The following is a 14186-nucleotide window of genomic DNA, read 5'->3' as shown; positions in this document are numbered from 1 at the left end:
CCATTGGAGAGCGATGAGCAACGCGGCACGTCCGCGCTCGTTTGGTGGGCACTAAGCGTCAAGCGCGGGAACTCGCAAGCCCGACAGAGGTTCGTGGGGAAAATATACATGAGGTCTCCCATGAATGAGATTATCGACGCCGATTTCTGCGTCACCTGGCAATCGCCTGTCTTCGTCCGGATCGGTAACGGCATGCGGGAACGTCTCGACAGCCCCGATGCGGCATTGGCGGCGCTTCTCCATCGCTGGCCATCAAGCTATGGTTCCGAATACGAAGTTGCTAAGCGCCGATGTGTCGATGCGATTGCAAGTCACGGCAGCCCGGAGCTTGCCCGCAGAGCGTTCGTAGAAGCGGCGGTCGCTGCCAAGTTGCTCGCATGACGGGCTTGGAGAGGCGACCCACGCGAAGCTTCCCTCTGTCCGCTGGCCTGCTTCTGGGCTTGGGACTCGGAGGTTTCTTTGATGGAATTGTCCTCCACCAGCTTCTGCAATGGCATCATATGCTCAGCTCATGGTATCCAATCACCACGATCGAGAACCTCGAACTGAACACCTTCTGGGACGGCGTCTTCCATTCCGGTACATACGTCTTCGTGCTCGCCGGGCTTTTTATTTTGTGGCGGTGCGGCCGCCTCAGCCATTTCCGCTGGTCGACGGGCGATCTTGTCGCCACCATGCTCATCGGCTTCGGAGCGTTCAACCTCATCGAAGGCGTCATCGACCACCATGTCCTCGGCCTGCATCACGTCAATGAGATGGCTCCCCGCGGGCAGTGGCTATTCTGGGACCTCGGTTTCCTTGCCTGGGGTGGGGCGATGATAGGCGTTGGGTTGTTGATCATGAGGCGGCTCCATGACTGAGATGCTGCGCGAACTCCGCACAGCGGCGATCTGGGCGGCCTTCGGTCTTGGCCTCCTCTTCGCGACGCGACCGGTGTGGTCGTTTCTCCTGTTCGGCCCCCTGATTACCCTGGAAGACCTGCTTTCATTGCGCTGCCTCGGGCTCCCGACATAAAGAGTCGGTTGAATAAGCGATATCGGCGAAGCAGTCGAAAATTTTTTCGATGAACGTAAATGAAGATCGAGCTACCATCGGTGCAGAATGCCGCTCCTCCCGCCGTGTCGTCATCATCGGCGGCGGTTTCGGCGGTCTCGCGTGCGCAACCGAACTCGGTGCCGCTGGGGATATCAAGGTCACGCTCGTTGACCGACGCAACCATAATCTCTTTCAGCCGCTCCTTTATCAGATCGCCACTGCAGCCTTGTCGCCGGCCGACATCGCCGAGCCCATTCCTAAGACGCTCGCGCGTCTCAAAAACTTCAACAAGATCATGGCTGAGGTGTCGGCTCCATCCTCGCGTAGCGTATCACTGTCCGATGGCGACTCGCTCTCCTATAATAAGCTCGTCCTTGCGACAGGTTCTGACTAGAACTATTTTGGACACGATGTTTGGCGGACGTTCGCGCCCAGCCTCAAGAGCATCCATGAGGCGCGCCAGATCCGCCATCGGCTGCTTCTGGCTTTCGAGCGAGCGGAGCGGGCGAAGAGCGAGGCTGAGAAGCAGGCCAGTTATTGGCGGGGGACCCACAGGCGTCCAAATGGCGGTCGCGATTTTTGAGCTCGCTCACTTCATGATCAGCCGCGACTTCCAAAACTTGCAGCCCGACGATATGCGAGTGATCCTGGTTGGGGCCGGACCACGTTTGACGAAACGGCAGGGGAGACCGGCGCCGGCCATCATCTCGCAGCGGCTGATGGCGCTAGCAACAGGCCAGTTGATCGCGTACGACCATAATCTTAATATTCGCCGAGTCTAAGTTCGCGATCCGCGATGTTGAGGGCGCATACCGGGCGATGGCCGCGGGGTGTGCTGATGCAAAGCGAGCGGAGCTCGCTGGCGAGGCTATTCCCATCATCGCAGCGCTTTATGAGGTCGAGGCCACTTTGATATCCCCCCGGCGATCAATGACGTCGACGACTTGCCGCCCCGACCGGCGCAGCGCGACATCGACCGAGCAATTCGAAAGCCGAGGTTCCGCGGCGTGATGCGCCGACCTTTTTCGGAATCTTCAGTTTTGCCATGACGGGCTCCTTTTGAGCGGGAGACTCCAGCAACGCACCTCAAGTTCCTGCGCTAAGTTCAATGGTAGCTAAACTGCTGTCGGTTCCGCTTGAAATCCACGCATTTCATAACCAGGTCGCTCGCCGGCTGCATCGCCGAAGAACTTCTGGGGGCCACGCCAGCCAGAGCCGATATCATGATAGAGCCCTACTGCTCATTTAGCGAAATCGCTTGCCGGACGAGGGCGATTTAATGACGCGTTGCCCGATGCAAACCGCTAAGACATGCGTTGAAGCACTCGTTCGGGCAACGCTGATCCGGAAGGGGATCAAGCAGCATTATGCAAATTTTTGCAACTGGACGGCTGCGCATGATCCCTCCGAGGATGTAGAGTGGTGGAAATGCCGCTTTCAAGGAGCATTTATGGTGATCCTGGCGAGAGAGCAGCGGCATTTCCTGTCGCGAGAGACCTCAGCAAGCGTTGGCCGCACCGGATTGCGCCGAGCTGGTGGGAGCAGGATTACCGGTGCCAGTTCCCGCTGCGCGCTGGCAATCATTCGGATCGCCGCCGGAGGCACCTGAATTGCTGGTGCTGTCCGTGGGATTGCCAGCGTCGGCTCCAGTGCCAGTAGAATTGCCGCCGCTGTTGCCGCTCCCGGATGCGGCGCCGCCAGACGACGAGCTATTGCCCGAGGTCCCGCCGTTAGCAGCCCCCGAGTTTCCCGAGTTTCCCGAGCTTCCCGACGACTGGGCGATGGCGGATGTCGCGAGTGTGAGTGCGAGCGCCGACGTTGCGAGGATCTTTATGATCATGAGTATCACCTTTGGGTTAGGACATCGTTACTATGGTCCAACCTCAAAAACACGACCGGGTTCCTGCGAGAGAGCCCGCGTTTCGGATATGTCCGTCAACGTACAGAGGAAGGCTCGATCAGGCTTTTATCGGCGGGTGGTGATAGGCAGCCATTGATCTGACTTCGGGATGAAAACTGGCCAACGCCACTCATGCGCTTTGGCCGCCGCGCTGGCCAAATTTGGCCGAATGGAGGAAGCAAGAGTGGCCGCAGCTCGCGTGCTCCAGCTTTCGTTTCGACCGCCAGTTTGTCGGTGTAAACTAAGGCTCCAGCTCTGACATCGGTTTTCTGTAGCGTCCCGCGGAACGAAGAATGCCGGAATAAGCCGCCGTTGCCCTTGGCGATACCCGACGCAAATCAATGCATCGCAAGCTAGCAAACTGTGGATCGTTTGCGGAACGCGCGCTTCTGCAATGCCATCAGCATTCTTAGAGCACGTTTACTTGCGTAGGTCGGTTGCCTTTTGATCCAAACCAACGGCGGCGCGCGAGAAAGTTCGGCAGGATGTCGTGGCTGCCAGTTCGGATAACTGCTACTGGTGCCCGGAATATTGGTCGGCCTTGTTTCGTCGGTGAGGTCAGCATGCCAAGCGGCGGAACTTCCATATTTCGTCTATGTTTTATGGACATGAGCAACACAGCGCAAAGAGCCACGAAAGGCATGGTCAAACTCGGTCTGACTATCTTTGTCGTCGCGGTAATTATTGCGGTGGCGTATTTGGCTTTCTTCACGCCGGGAAAAGTCTAGTCCGACGCTGCGACAGCGGCCAACAACAGCAGCACTGACCCGGCGCCGGCGGAAATGGATTTTGCCCCTACTGGAGCAGGCGAGATGGAGCGATAACTTCAGCGCGAAAGAGACCTTGGCCATATATGGCGCGTGCGCGACCACGATCACACTCGTCCGGGATGGCTTTTTCACCGAGGAAAAGACGCCGACGATGCAAGATGCAATCGACTACCTTAAGGCATTGGACGCTGCCCCACTTGGCGTCGTTCTCCACATCCGCGTCCACGGGCGCAACATTCCATTCGGCCGGGACAACGTATCGAAGCTGATGGGGGAGCTTTAAGTAGATGCCGGTCCTTTTTCCGATAGGACATGATCCGGGGTGGCTGCCTTGCGCAACTCGTTTCGCTGCTTAACTGTTGAAGGCGGGGTTCGGCTTCACGCGCTCTTTCTCGTGCGGTCCACCACTCCGAAGACGAGGAATGCAAGCTCGCTGCCAGCCAAAATAGCTGAAATCGCGACGGCGAAATCTACCCGCCGATCGCATCTGCGAGATCTCCGTTGCGCTGCTAATCCGCCCTAGCTCGACTTCCGCGACTGGAACGATGGACGTCCGACAGAATTCGCCCTGCTAGCGACAGCTATTCCACCTGGAGCGATCCCGGGAGAGCTCGGTCATTACTGGTTTCGGTACGGTTTTGGACCGTGCGGTTGGGTTTTGGAACGCAGTCACCATTCGGTTGTTGAGTTCGACGCTACATGGAGATCCTCATGTCTCAATCTGATCACCCACGCAGCCCAATGAACTTCCAGTATCCTGGTGAGCAGACCCGCGGCGATCCTACCATGGGCATGATCAATGCCGAACTGGCCGACAAAGGCTTTCTCGTCACTAGTACGGATGAGTTGATCACCTGGGCCAGAACCGGCTCGTTGATGTGGATGACGTTCGGCCTTGCATGCTGCGCCATCGAGATGATGCAAATGTCGATGCCGCGCTACGACGTCGAGAGGTTTGGTGTTGCTCCGCGCGGCAGCCCCAGGCAGTCCGATTTGATGATCGTTGCGGGGACGCTCTGCAACAAGATGGCACCAGCGCTTCGCAAGGTTTACGATCAGATGCCCGAGCCGCGATACGTAATCTCGATGGGCTCTTGTGCCAATGGCGGCGGATACTATCACTACTCCTATTCCGTCGTGCGTGGCTGCGACCGTGTCGTTCCCGTGGATATCTACGTTCCAGGCTGCCCACCAACGGCTGAAGCATTGCTCTATGGCATCTTGCTCCTGCAGAAGAAAATCAGGCGTAACGGCACGATCGAGCGATAGATACGACCGTTCCTATTGCCGCACCTCTCGGTTTGCCGCGGCGGCCGAGGCCGACCCGAAACTACTCCAAATTCGAAGTCATTCGCTTTCCAGCTCTGGGCGACTTTCAACGAGTTCGCGGTCGAGGATCTGGAAGAATTCTGAGCAGGGAGGAATGCAAGACTCGCCGCCGCCGGCGTCTCCTGGACTTGGCGGGTCCCAATTGTACCAGCACAGCCGGGATCGACACCTTCGACAACGGGCCGCCCTACGACATCCTCAAGACGGTCGAGGATGAATGCCACGTCGAAATGGCTGCGGGATTCTTCCAGGACGAACTGACGATGACGCAGGAGCAGAACCTGCTCGTGGTCGCGGGAAGCAAGGCGGACAGCGATGACGACGCGCAATATCTTCATCGTAGCGTCGCTCGGCTAAGCTTCCAGCGCCGCTTTGAGCTTGCCAACCACATCAAGGCGGATTCGAACATCATCATCAGGATTGCAAACGCACACAGTAGGCAACCGACCAGCTGAACGCAGCATTCAAAAACAGCAAGGCCAGCTTTCTCATGGGACTGTCCAACGTAGTCCTCAATGATGATCCTCATCCCGATGTCCATGTAATGGCGCTCAGGATAACGAAAGCCAGCGAGGGCGCGCCCCAAAAGCTCCCGGCGGCATCACGGTCGCGACCGAGCAATATATCCCAAGGGCAACCAGGTAGGGCGTGTCAGAATGCCTAGCGCGATGCCAGATACCTGCTTTCGAACATAAGATCTCGTCCCCCCTTTGGCTGACCCAAGGCCACGAACTCGTCCCAACGGTGTAGCCATAACTTCTCCAAATATAGGCTGTTCGGCATCATCAGTCGATTGTTACGTACCGTCGGTTAACCGGACCGGCAGCAGGGACAAGCCGCGCCCGGTTGCTCGTGGTGGAGCGTGTCCAGGGAACCGGACAAAGCTACGGAGCTGGCAAACCGATTTGGTTTATTTTCATCGCGGGGACCCAGCAATGACCAGTAGGCGTTTGGGCTTCTCGAATGCGAGTCGTAAGTTTGGGTAAGACGCCGGCGATATCGCCGACGTCTGTCACCTCAGAGCTGCTCCGTCTGCGCACCGCTGTTCGGTTTTGCCGGACCGAGCACCGGTTTCTGTCCAAGCGCTGCCGTCATAGGCATGGAGGTGAATTCGCCCTTTCCATCAACAGAGGAACCCTGTGACCACCGGCCGGGGACCGGATCGCTGGCGTCGGCTTGAAAGCCGAGGAAGGTATAGCTGAATTCCTGCTTTTCCTGCTCTTGCGGAAAGCTGTTTGGGATTGGGAATACACCCGATGTCCCGCCCAATTCCTCGAGAGCGGCTAGCCACTGGTTCTGGTGCATGGTATCGCGGGCGATCAGAAAGGATAACATATCCTTCATGCCAGGATCGTTCGTCATGTTGAACAGGCGGACAGCTAGCACCCGCCCGGTCGATTCGGCAGTTACGTTCGCGGTCATATCCGCGGCAATGTTTCCGCTTGCATAGATATGCGACATGTCGAATGGCACGCCGTCGGAATCGACGGGCATCGCCGAAAGTCCGGCAGAAAGCAGGTTCTTGAGGTTGATGCCGCCAAGGACGGCTCCCCCGATCGGATCGGCGGCAATTTGCTCTTTGAGTTTGAGCGGCGCGCCCTCGAGGTTCATGGCAACCGCGGTCGCGAGCATTTCGATATGTCCGAGTTCTTCCGCAGCGGTGTTCATCAACAGGTCGCGGAACTTGGGGTCCCCGCGAGCGCCGCATGCCTGAAAGAAATATTGCATCGCCACGCGGATCTCGCCCTCGACGCCGCCGATCGCCTGCTGCAAGGCGCGCGCGAACAGGGGATCGGGGTTCTCAACCCGGACAGGATATTGCAGCTTACCGTCGGTATAAAACATGGAGACTCTCCTCTGATGTGAAGCCACACGAACAACTCATGGCGGTTTCGGTTCCATGCCACCCACGAATTTCACCAGTTAAAGGCTGCAGGCGTTGTCGTTCGCTGTCGATCAAAGCTGCATCGGAAAAATTCCCGTACGTTACCGCGCGGTTCTCGAACCGTTCGGAACGCGCAGACGCCATGCCCATTCCTGTTCCAGCACAGTAGGAGAGGGATATGAGTGGACCGGGTTCAGCAGGTGCCAAAATGGAAAGGGAAATTGTTCGTTGATGCCGACAGTGCGCCGGTTTGTAAAGCAGCTCGAGCGATCTGCACATATGCAGACGGATCTCACGCAGGATACGATGTTAAAGGCGCTCGCCCACCGGATAGCACCCCGGCGCAACCGGAAGAATCGCCGTTGGGGGAGAAACCTCTCGCTGCCAAGCGATGGGATTGGGCGACAACAGACACCGGTGGCGCCGCAGCAAGCTTCCCGAACTACAGCGAGGAGATGCACTGGGGCAGTCGCCATGCCTCGTCGCCGCCTCGGGCTGCTGGCCTAACTCTTCCATGGACATTTCCGCTAAAGCCGGCGGTTGGCATGCCACCGCGCGCAATTCTTCAGAAGCGCGCTCCCATTGTTCTCGGTCCCGTCCAGCGGGTGAGCCCTCCCTTATCCAAACGTCATAAGCTCGACGGCGGATTTCTACTTCGGAATCTTTCGGCATCCAAGTGCCTCCTCTGTGCTCGCAATGGCTTGGAAAATCAGACATCACCGCCGGGCTCGCGTTGGTCCGTACAAATTGGTTCGTGCCAACTTTTTATCTGGCCCGCGTCAATCCCGCGTTCTGTCGGCATCCACCCGATGTCTTTGATCACCTAGGGAGACGAGGTTCATTCCAGTGCCTCCGTCGAGTGGGCAAACGCGACCCGGTGCTGGTCGTGCTAATCGGAAACACCTATTGCAGTTAGACCTTGGCAGTCCGCCCATCTTCCTTGAGGCTTGCGAACCTGGTAGTGACAGCAGCCACGTTCTCGTCCAGCCACTGGGCCATTGCCTGTTCTTCTTTCAAGTTCGCCAGGCGCGCGGAGGTTACATTTCCGTGACCGCCAAGCTCAGCAAGGATGAGGAGCGATTTATAAGCTGCGATTTCAAAATTCTCGAATGCAAAGTTGGCGAACGAGTTCTTGAGGATTTCGTCACCTGCTATCGTATGCCCCATCGCCGCCATGCTTCCGGAGAAGGAGAGGGCAAAATCCTTCAACGTAGAACTGTCAGCGCCGAACTGATCTAGCAACTCGTCAATGCGTCCAATCTGACCCTCCGTCTCTTTGATGTGCTGCTCAAGACGGCGGGCGACCTCGGGATAGCTTTCGATGCGAGCGACCTGAGGACGCATGATCGACAGAGCTTGGTTTTCCATGGCGTGTGCGTTCTTTAGGCTGTGACGATAAGGGTTTCGTGTCGTGCGTCGGGCATGTTTCTCTCCTGAGTTGAAGGCGATCTAACTTCCAGGGTGTCCCGCGGCTCCCCTGTCCAGCTTTGAAGATTGGAGGAACTAACCGTCAGCAGGCGGCGCTCCAAAGCGTTGCTTTCCGCAATGGCCGTCGTAGCGATTCATCATCCTGAGCAGCGGGGAAGGCAAAAGCTCGGGTCAATGGGCGTATCAGCGCAACCTTTGTGTCGGAGGTGTTGATGACGGGAACGTTCGCGCGGCGCTTCTTGCAAACGAATTTGAGCACGGCGCGTCACCAAGCGAGCTGCGGTTTTCTGCCCGGCCGACGAGTGGGATTTGAGGGAACCCATCCATCGATCTATAACCAGCCGCAAAGCAGCAGCTACAGCAACATGTATCTGTCATGACACCAGTAGGGATGAAGGAGATGATCCACGCACAAATGACATGACTTGTCTCGTGGTGACGATCCTGCGGTGCCCTGCTCGAATCCGACCAAGGCAAGACGAGTCAAGGACGCACGTGCGGGCCTGTCATCGGCTAGAATGGTTTCGAGCTCGACGAGGAGGACCTCCGGCATGGTCGCAACTATTGTCAAGAGCTCGGTTGTGATTGCGCCGGTCTGGAACTCTTCTCCCACATAAAAAGCTATGAGGGCGTTGTCTTCGAAGGCATCGATAGCCGTTACTACTGCGTTCCCTGGAAAGGCGCTGATCGTGCCGCCAATCATGTTGATACGGTAACCGGCGAGATCGGCGAGCCCGCTGCAGCTCCGACCCCGAAACTGATAGCAGATCCGACCTCTTTTCAGATACTCGACGGAGAACCGGAACGAGAACCCGCTGTCACACGGGTAGGTTAAGGCCGTGAGCTGGGCGAGCGTATCTTGAAAGGCTGTCCGGGCATCAGTCATCGGCTTTCAAACTAGGCCTGCCCCCGGATGTTCCAGGAAGGCAGCAAGCTAGCGAGTTCCAACTGTGATTGGCCAGACATAGCTGCCTGTTATTCAAGAGGGCATATCCGAGGGAGCGATACCGCCGCCTCGAAATCGCCTGAAGTCAAAAGTCTTTTTACATCACGTTCAAGCTAGCCTCCCACTTGCAGCGTCCGCAATCGTACTGGAACTAGCTGCCCCCTGCACGGTTTCAGAGGGCAGCCGCGTCTAAGGACGCAGGCGAAGGAATAGGCGAGAGTACAAGAGCCCCAGGGAACCCAATGTACAATCTGGAAATCGAGCCGGGTCTGCAACCGGCGCAGAAACTTCGCGTGCAAGAGGTCGGCGTCTACCGTGGCCCGAACCTTCACAGTCGAACCAAAATGGTCCGCATCCAGTTGGACCTTGGGAAGTTGGAACAGTATCCGACAAATCTTCTGCCTGGCTTCGTTGATGCCCTTCTGAAACATGTTCCCGGATTGCGCGAGCATGGTTGTAGCTACGGCGAACCCGGAGGGCTAGTTCTGCGCATGGAAGAAGGCACGTGGCTCGGACATGTCGCCGAGCATGTTGCTATCGAACTGCAGAACATCGCGGGCGCTGATGTTGCCCGCGGCAAGACCCGCTCGGTGACCAACATGCCCGGCGTCTACAATGTCATGTTTGAATATGAGAATGAGGATCTCGGCCTGTTGGCGGGACGCTTCGCGCTAGAGCTCGTCAATTTTCTCTTGCCCGCCGATTTGCAGGGGCTCGCTGGCGCCGACATGATAGCGCCGTCCCCCCTTGCGCAGTTCACGATGGCTGAAGCTCTGCGCGTTCTCCGCGCGGCGCATTCTGAGATTGCCTTCGGCCCCACGACTGCATCGATCGTTCGTGAAGCGGAAGCGCGCTCCATCCCCTGGCGAAGACTTGACAACAGCAGCCTTGTCCAGCTGGGCTACGGCAAACATCTCAAGCGCATCAGAGCAAGCTGCAGCTCCCTCACCTCCGAGATTGCAGCGGAAATCGCCAGCGACAAGGAACTGACCAAGCGCCTGCTGATCGAGGCTGGCCTACCGGCGCCGTGGGGGACTGTTGTCAGTAGCGCGGAAGAAGCGGTAGAGGCAGCACAGTCGCTCGGCCTGCCCGTCGTCATCAAGCCGGTGGACGGCAACCATGGTAGAGGTGTCAATATCGGTCTTTCGAGTCAGAGCGAGGTGGAGTGGGGTTTCGAGCAGGCTCGAGCGCATAGCAGCCAGGTTCTAGTGGAGCAGCAGTTTGTCGGCGGGGATCACCGCATCCTTATTATCGGCGGCAGGCTGGTCGCCGCTGCAAAGCGTGTCCCCGCCCACGTCATCGGCAACGGCAGGGTGACGATCGAGCAGTTGATCAACCGCGAGAACGAAGATCCTCGCCGTGGCGAGGGGCATGAGGCGGCACTTACCCGGATCTCGATCGACGAATGCCTCATCCACTACATCGCCCGTTCCGGATTCACTCTCTCTAGCGTTCCGGAAAGGGGGAAACCGGTCATGCTCCTGCCAACTGCGAACCTGTCAACCGGTGGCACCGCCATCGACTGCACCGAAGACATTCATCCGGACAATGCACTGATTGCCTGTCGCGCGGCGCAGATTATCGGCCTCGACATAGCCGGCATAGACTTCGTCGCGCCGGACATCAGACGCTCGGTTCTTCAGACGGGCGGGGGCATCATCGAGGTCAATGCGGGACCGGGGTTTCGCATGCATCTTTATCCCTCCCAGGGCAAGCGGCGTGACGTTGCAGGTGCGGTTTTGGATCTTCTTTATCCGCCAGGCGCGCCCAGCCGAGTGCCGGTACTGGCCGTGACAGGCACGAACGGCAAAACGACAACGACCCGAATGCTGGCTCATATCCTCGCCGCCGATGGCCAGATAGTCGGAATGACGTCTAGCAACGGCGTCTACATCGACGGCCGGCGTATCATGGAGGGCGACTGCACCGGTCCAAGGAGCGCGCGTGTTGTGCTGGGCGAACCGACCATAGACGTCGCTGTTCTCGAAACGGCGCGCGGTGGACTGCTTCGTGAGGGACTGGCATTCAACGCTTGTGACATAGGCTGCGTGACGAATGTGACGGCTGATCACCTTGGCCTTCGGGGTGTCCATTCGGTGGAAGACCTCGCCGCTGTAAAGTCGGTGGTGGTTGAAGCCGTTCATGAAGATGGCTGGAGCATCCTCAACGCCGATGACCCACTGGTCGCCGCCATGCGCGAGGAAGCCGGTGGCCATATCTGCTACTTCTCCACGAAAGCACCCAAGCAGTGGCCGGACTTTTTGAAGGACCACGTTTTCCACGGCGGCCGAGCCCTGGGATGCGACCTGGCTACCGGCCTGTTCGACATGATACTCTACGACAAGGCACAGAAAATGCTGATCTGCCGCGTCGACGAGATCCCTGCCACCATGAACGGAATGGCTGCCTTTAATGTCGAGAATGCGCTGGCAGCGTCAGCGATGGCCGTATGCAACGGTGTTCCTTTGCCCGTCATCCGTGAGGCGTTGCGTTCATTTGGAACATCCTACGAGCAGTCGGCTGGACGTCTTAACATGGTCGAGCGCGAGGGGGTCCGTATAATCGTGGATTATGCCCATAATCCGGGAGGTCTTCGCGCCCTTGGGAGGCTGGTCGGAAAGCTTAGGACCGGGAACAGCAGCTGCATTGGCGTCGTCGGCATCGGCGGTGACAGACGCGACCAGGATATTTATGAAATGGGCGAGATTGCGGCTAGCGTTTTTGACCGCTTGATTCTGAAGGAGGACTATGATTTGCGGGGAAGATCGGCTGGCGAGGTTGTTGCCATTCTTCGTCAAGGCGCGCTCAAAGCGGGCTTCGACGCTTCCAAACTCGAGGTCGTGCTCCGCGAACACGAGGCGGTCGAGCGCGCGCTGGGCTCAGCCCTAAATGACGACTTAATAGTCGTCACCGCTGACGACATCGCCCGTGTTTGGAAGCGGGTCTCTGCCCCGCCGGCCAACGAACTCGATCCTCTCCCATACAAGGGCGCTATTCCACTCCAATCAGAAATTCGGGTTTTCTGATGTGGTCAATGATTCTCCATGGCGGAGCTAAAACAATTGCAATGAAGGATATGGCTGCCAACCGTTCCGGCTGCAGAAAGGCTTTGGAGGCGGGTGCTGCGATCCTCAGGAATGGCGGCACGAGCATTGACGCCGCAGAGGCGGCAGTGCGCGTTCTTGAAGACGATCCGACCTTCAATGCGGGTTACGGCAGTGTTCAGAACGAAGATGGCGAAGTCGAATGTTGCGCGGCGATGATGGAGGGGGAACGCTTCAACGTTGGCGCGATCGCGGCGGCGAAAGGTGTTCGCAATCCGGTTGCGGCAGCAAAAGCAATGTTATTCGATAAGCCCGTGCTGATCGCAGGCGACGGAGCAAGAGCGTTCGCTGCGCAAGCCGGCCTCAGGCTCTGCGATCCGGATGCGCTCATCGTTATGCATGAAGCCAAGCAACCGGATGCCGAAAAACGTCACGACACCGTTGGCTGCGTTGCACTCGATGAACAAGCACTTTTGGCGACTGCCGTGTCAACCGGTGGATTGCAGGGAACTCCGGCCGGTCGCGTCGGCGATTCCCCTCAGCCAGGTTGCGGTTTCTACTGCGACAACAATATCGGCGGGGCAGTATTTTCGGGTGATGGTGAGGATATCGCCAGGATGATGCTCGCCGCCCGGGTCATGTACGCCCTTCACGACCTCTCGCCGCGAGAGGCGGTAGAGGCCTCGCTCGCTCATCTCGAGCGTATCGGAGGAGAGGCCGGTGGAATTGCTGTGACGCCTGACGGCAAGTTCGGCTGGGCTCACAACAGCGAGCATTTCGCCGTCGCCTATGCGAGCAGCGGTGAGCCGTCTCCAAAGGTTTATTTGAGCAAATCGGAAGAGCAAAATGCTTAAGAAGACCAAGACTGCGAACGGTCGAGATGGCACGCTCATCATCATCGGCGGCCATGAGGACCATGACGGCGAGCGCGTCATTCTCAAGGAGGTTGCAAAGAATGTCAGAGACGGAAAGCTCGTGTTGGCAACCGTCGCGTCGCACGAGCCGGAAGGATATCTCGAAAAATACCAGCGGTCGTTCGGCGATTTGGGCATACCCCATGTGACCGAGCTCTATATCGAGGAGCGGGACCAGGCGACGAGCGAAGACAAGCTTGCAGGACTTCGCGACGTCGGCGCCGTTTTCTTTTCTGGCGGTGATCAGCTCCGCATCACCAGCCTCATCGGCGACACGCCGATCGACGAGCACGTCCATGAAATCTTTGCAAATGGCGGCGTCATCGCCGGCACGTCCGCCGGAGCTTCGGCGATGAGCGATACAATGCTGGTCCGCGGCTCAAATGCTAGCTCGTTCCGGATTGGTGATCTAAGCATGGCTCCCGGGCTGGGTCTGCTCCCGAACGTCATCATCGACCAGCATTTTGCCGAGAGGGGGAGGATCGGCAGGTTGATCGGCGCCGTATCGCAGAATCCACGGGTCTTGGGTATCGGCATCGATGAGGACACCGCGATCGTCGTGCGCGGTCACCGTTTCGAGGTCATTGGCACTGGAGCGGTTTACCTCGTCGACGCTGGAGACATCACCCATACCAACATCGCTGAAGCTTCCCCGGACGAGGCACTATCGATCTATGATCTGAAACTCCATGTCCTAAGCTCCGGTGACGGCTTCAACCTCGAGACCCGTCGGCCGGACCGCGAGACCGTCGCAGTCTCTTGAAAAAAGGTGGTAACAGTATGCGGGGGCGCATGGCAACCGCTGTCGCGAGCATTTCAATGTGACCGAGCGCTTATGCAGCCGTGTTCATCAACAGGTCACGGAAATCTCGGATTGCCGCGCGCACCGCATGCTTGAAAGAAGGGTCAATCGCCTGCCGACGAGCCTTCTCAGT

15 protein-coding genes and 1 pseudogene are annotated in these 14186 nt (G+C 58.0%); 11 read left to right on the top strand and 5 right to left on the bottom strand.

Annotated features, from left to right (window positions below; genetic code table 11):
- The first annotated feature begins 120 nt into the window (after positions 1–120).
- The 5 genes from ACM5SV_RS13535 (at position 121) to ACM5SV_RS13515 (ending at position 1817) form a co-directional block, all read left to right on the top strand.
- Positions 121–381, top strand: coding sequence for a DUF982 domain-containing protein (locus ACM5SV_RS13535; RefSeq protein ID WP_003555376.1), 261 nt, complete (start codon positions 121–123; stop codon positions 379–381).
- Entirely contained in the window at positions 378–860 is a 483-nt protein-coding gene (locus tag ACM5SV_RS13530) for a DUF2243 domain-containing protein (RefSeq protein ID WP_003555378.1), read from the top strand. Before ACM5SV_RS13535 ends, ACM5SV_RS13530 begins: the two co-directional genes overlap by 4 nt.
- The gene (locus tag ACM5SV_RS13525; protein WP_003555379.1) at positions 853–1014 is read left to right on the top strand and encodes a hypothetical protein; all 162 of its coding nucleotides are present in this window, start codon (positions 853–855) and stop codon (positions 1012–1014) included. Before ACM5SV_RS13530 ends, ACM5SV_RS13525 begins: the two co-directional genes overlap by 8 nt.
- Positions 1015–1063: 49 nt before the next feature.
- Entirely contained in the window at positions 1064–1429 is a 366-nt protein-coding gene (locus ACM5SV_RS13520) for an FAD-dependent oxidoreductase (protein ID WP_244432296.1), read from the top strand.
- Positions 1430–1598: 169 nt separating this feature from the next.
- On the top strand, positions 1599–1817 hold the full coding sequence (locus ACM5SV_RS13515; protein ID WP_244432295.1) for a hypothetical protein: 219 nt from the start codon (positions 1599–1601) through the stop codon (positions 1815–1817).
- A gap of 716 nt (positions 1818–2533) precedes the next feature.
- Here the strand turns inward: ACM5SV_RS13515 and ACM5SV_RS13510 are convergent.
- Positions 2534–2875 carry a hypothetical protein gene (locus tag ACM5SV_RS13510; RefSeq protein WP_080518618.1) on the bottom strand — a complete coding sequence of 114 codons (342 nt, stop codon included), beginning with the start codon at positions 2873–2875 and terminating at the stop codon, positions 2534–2536.
- A gap of 849 nt (positions 2876–3724) precedes the next feature.
- Between ACM5SV_RS13510 and ACM5SV_RS13505 the strand changes: the two genes are divergently transcribed.
- From ACM5SV_RS13505 to ACM5SV_RS13495, 3 genes and pseudogenes are all read left to right on the top strand, one after another.
- A complete protein-coding gene (locus tag ACM5SV_RS13505; protein ID WP_012760463.1) occupies positions 3725–3988 on the top strand; it encodes a hypothetical protein in 264 nt (87 codons plus the stop codon).
- A 458-nt stretch (positions 3989–4446) separates the two neighbouring features.
- Positions 4447–4974, top strand: a complete 528-nt coding sequence (locus ACM5SV_RS13500; RefSeq protein ID WP_221995594.1) for a NuoB/complex I 20 kDa subunit family protein — start codon at positions 4447–4449, stop codon at positions 4972–4974.
- A 215-nt stretch (positions 4975–5189) separates the two neighbouring features.
- Positions 5190–5438, top strand: a pseudogene (locus ACM5SV_RS13495) (Hsp20 family protein); the annotation flags it as partial.
- Between the two features lie 613 nt (positions 5439–6051).
- Here ACM5SV_RS13495 and ACM5SV_RS13490 read toward each other — a convergent pair.
- From ACM5SV_RS13490 to ACM5SV_RS13475, 4 genes are all read right to left on the bottom strand, one after another.
- Complete coding sequence (locus tag ACM5SV_RS13490; RefSeq protein WP_012760461.1) at positions 6052–6879, bottom strand: manganese catalase family protein; 828 nt, start codon at positions 6877–6879, stop codon at positions 6052–6054.
- A 349-nt stretch (positions 6880–7228) separates the two neighbouring features.
- The gene (locus tag ACM5SV_RS13485; RefSeq protein WP_221970485.1) at positions 7229–7591 is read right to left on the bottom strand and encodes a DUF2934 domain-containing protein; all 363 of its coding nucleotides are present in this window, start codon (positions 7589–7591) and stop codon (positions 7229–7231) included.
- Positions 7592–7831: 240 nt separating this feature from the next.
- Positions 7832–8287, bottom strand: coding sequence for a DUF892 family protein (locus ACM5SV_RS13480; protein ID WP_221970483.1), 456 nt, complete (start codon positions 8285–8287; stop codon positions 7832–7834).
- 415 nt (positions 8288–8702) lie between these two features.
- The gene (locus ACM5SV_RS13475) at positions 8703–9233 is read right to left on the bottom strand and encodes a hypothetical protein (protein WP_003555386.1); all 531 of its coding nucleotides are present in this window, start codon (positions 9231–9233) and stop codon (positions 8703–8705) included.
- A 302-nt stretch (positions 9234–9535) separates the two neighbouring features.
- Between ACM5SV_RS13475 and cphA the strand changes: the two genes are divergently transcribed.
- The 3 genes from cphA to ACM5SV_RS13460 are packed head-to-tail and all read left to right on the top strand — an operon-like array spanning position 9536 to position 14014.
- Positions 9536–12319: a cyanophycin synthetase gene (cphA, locus tag ACM5SV_RS13470; protein ID WP_050786665.1), complete on the top strand. Its 2784-nt coding sequence runs from the start codon at positions 9536–9538 to the stop codon at positions 12317–12319.
- Entirely contained in the window at positions 12319–13191 is an 873-nt protein-coding gene (locus ACM5SV_RS13465) for an isoaspartyl peptidase/L-asparaginase family protein (protein WP_419425304.1), read from the top strand. Before cphA ends, ACM5SV_RS13465 begins: the two co-directional genes overlap by 1 nt.
- Positions 13184–14014 (top strand): cyanophycinase, encoded by an 831-nt coding sequence (locus tag ACM5SV_RS13460; protein ID WP_222017502.1) that lies wholly within the window; start codon positions 13184–13186, stop codon positions 14012–14014. Before ACM5SV_RS13465 ends, ACM5SV_RS13460 begins: the two co-directional genes overlap by 8 nt.
- Positions 14015–14186 lie beyond the last annotated feature (172 nt).

Origin of the sequence: Rhizobium sp. CRRU65, from assembly GCF_048551595.1 — a bacterium.
Taxonomy (GTDB): Bacteria; Pseudomonadota; Alphaproteobacteria; order Rhizobiales; family Rhizobiaceae; genus Rhizobium; species Rhizobium leguminosarum_J.
Note: the sequence above shows the minus strand (reverse complement) of the source record. Positions and strands in the feature narration are given on the sequence as shown.

What these genes read in the sequence shown, in the direction of transcription:
- ACM5SV_RS13500 (WP_221995594.1), top strand. Translation starts at nt 4,447, where the DNA reads ATGAACTTCCAGTATCCTGGTGAGCAGACCCGCGGCGATCCTACCATG.
- ACM5SV_RS13485 (WP_221970485.1), bottom strand. Translation starts at nt 7,591, where the DNA reads ATGCCGAAAGATTCCGAAGTAGAAATCCGCCGTCGAGCTTATGACGTT.
- ACM5SV_RS13525 (WP_003555379.1), top strand. Translation starts at nt 853, where the DNA reads ATGACTGAGATGCTGCGCGAACTCCGCACAGCGGCGATCTGGGCGGCC.
- ACM5SV_RS13460 (WP_222017502.1), top strand. Translation starts at nt 13,184, where the DNA reads ATGCTTAAGAAGACCAAGACTGCGAACGGTCGAGATGGCACGCTCATC.
- ACM5SV_RS13535 (WP_003555376.1), top strand. Translation starts at nt 121, where the DNA reads ATGAATGAGATTATCGACGCCGATTTCTGCGTCACCTGGCAATCGCCT.
- ACM5SV_RS13475 (WP_003555386.1), bottom strand. Translation starts at nt 9,233, where the DNA reads ATGACTGATGCCCGGACAGCCTTTCAAGATACGCTCGCCCAGCTCACG.
- ACM5SV_RS13510 (WP_080518618.1), bottom strand. Translation starts at nt 2,875, where the DNA reads ATGATCATAAAGATCCTCGCAACGTCGGCGCTCGCACTCACACTCGCG.
- ACM5SV_RS13465 (WP_419425304.1), top strand. Translation starts at nt 12,319, where the DNA reads ATGTGGTCAATGATTCTCCATGGCGGAGCTAAAACAATTGCAATGAAG.
- ACM5SV_RS13515 (WP_244432295.1), top strand. Translation starts at nt 1,599, where the DNA reads ATGGCGGTCGCGATTTTTGAGCTCGCTCACTTCATGATCAGCCGCGAC.
- cphA (WP_050786665.1), top strand. Translation starts at nt 9,536, where the DNA reads ATGTACAATCTGGAAATCGAGCCGGGTCTGCAACCGGCGCAGAAACTT.
- ACM5SV_RS13530 (WP_003555378.1), top strand. Translation starts at nt 378, where the DNA reads ATGACGGGCTTGGAGAGGCGACCCACGCGAAGCTTCCCTCTGTCCGCT.
- ACM5SV_RS13490 (WP_012760461.1), bottom strand. Translation starts at nt 6,879, where the DNA reads ATGTTTTATACCGACGGTAAGCTGCAATATCCTGTCCGGGTTGAGAAC.
- ACM5SV_RS13480 (WP_221970483.1), bottom strand. Translation starts at nt 8,287, where the DNA reads ATGGAAAACCAAGCTCTGTCGATCATGCGTCCTCAGGTCGCTCGCATC.
- ACM5SV_RS13520 (WP_244432296.1), top strand. Translation starts at nt 1,064, where the DNA reads ATGAACGTAAATGAAGATCGAGCTACCATCGGTGCAGAATGCCGCTCC.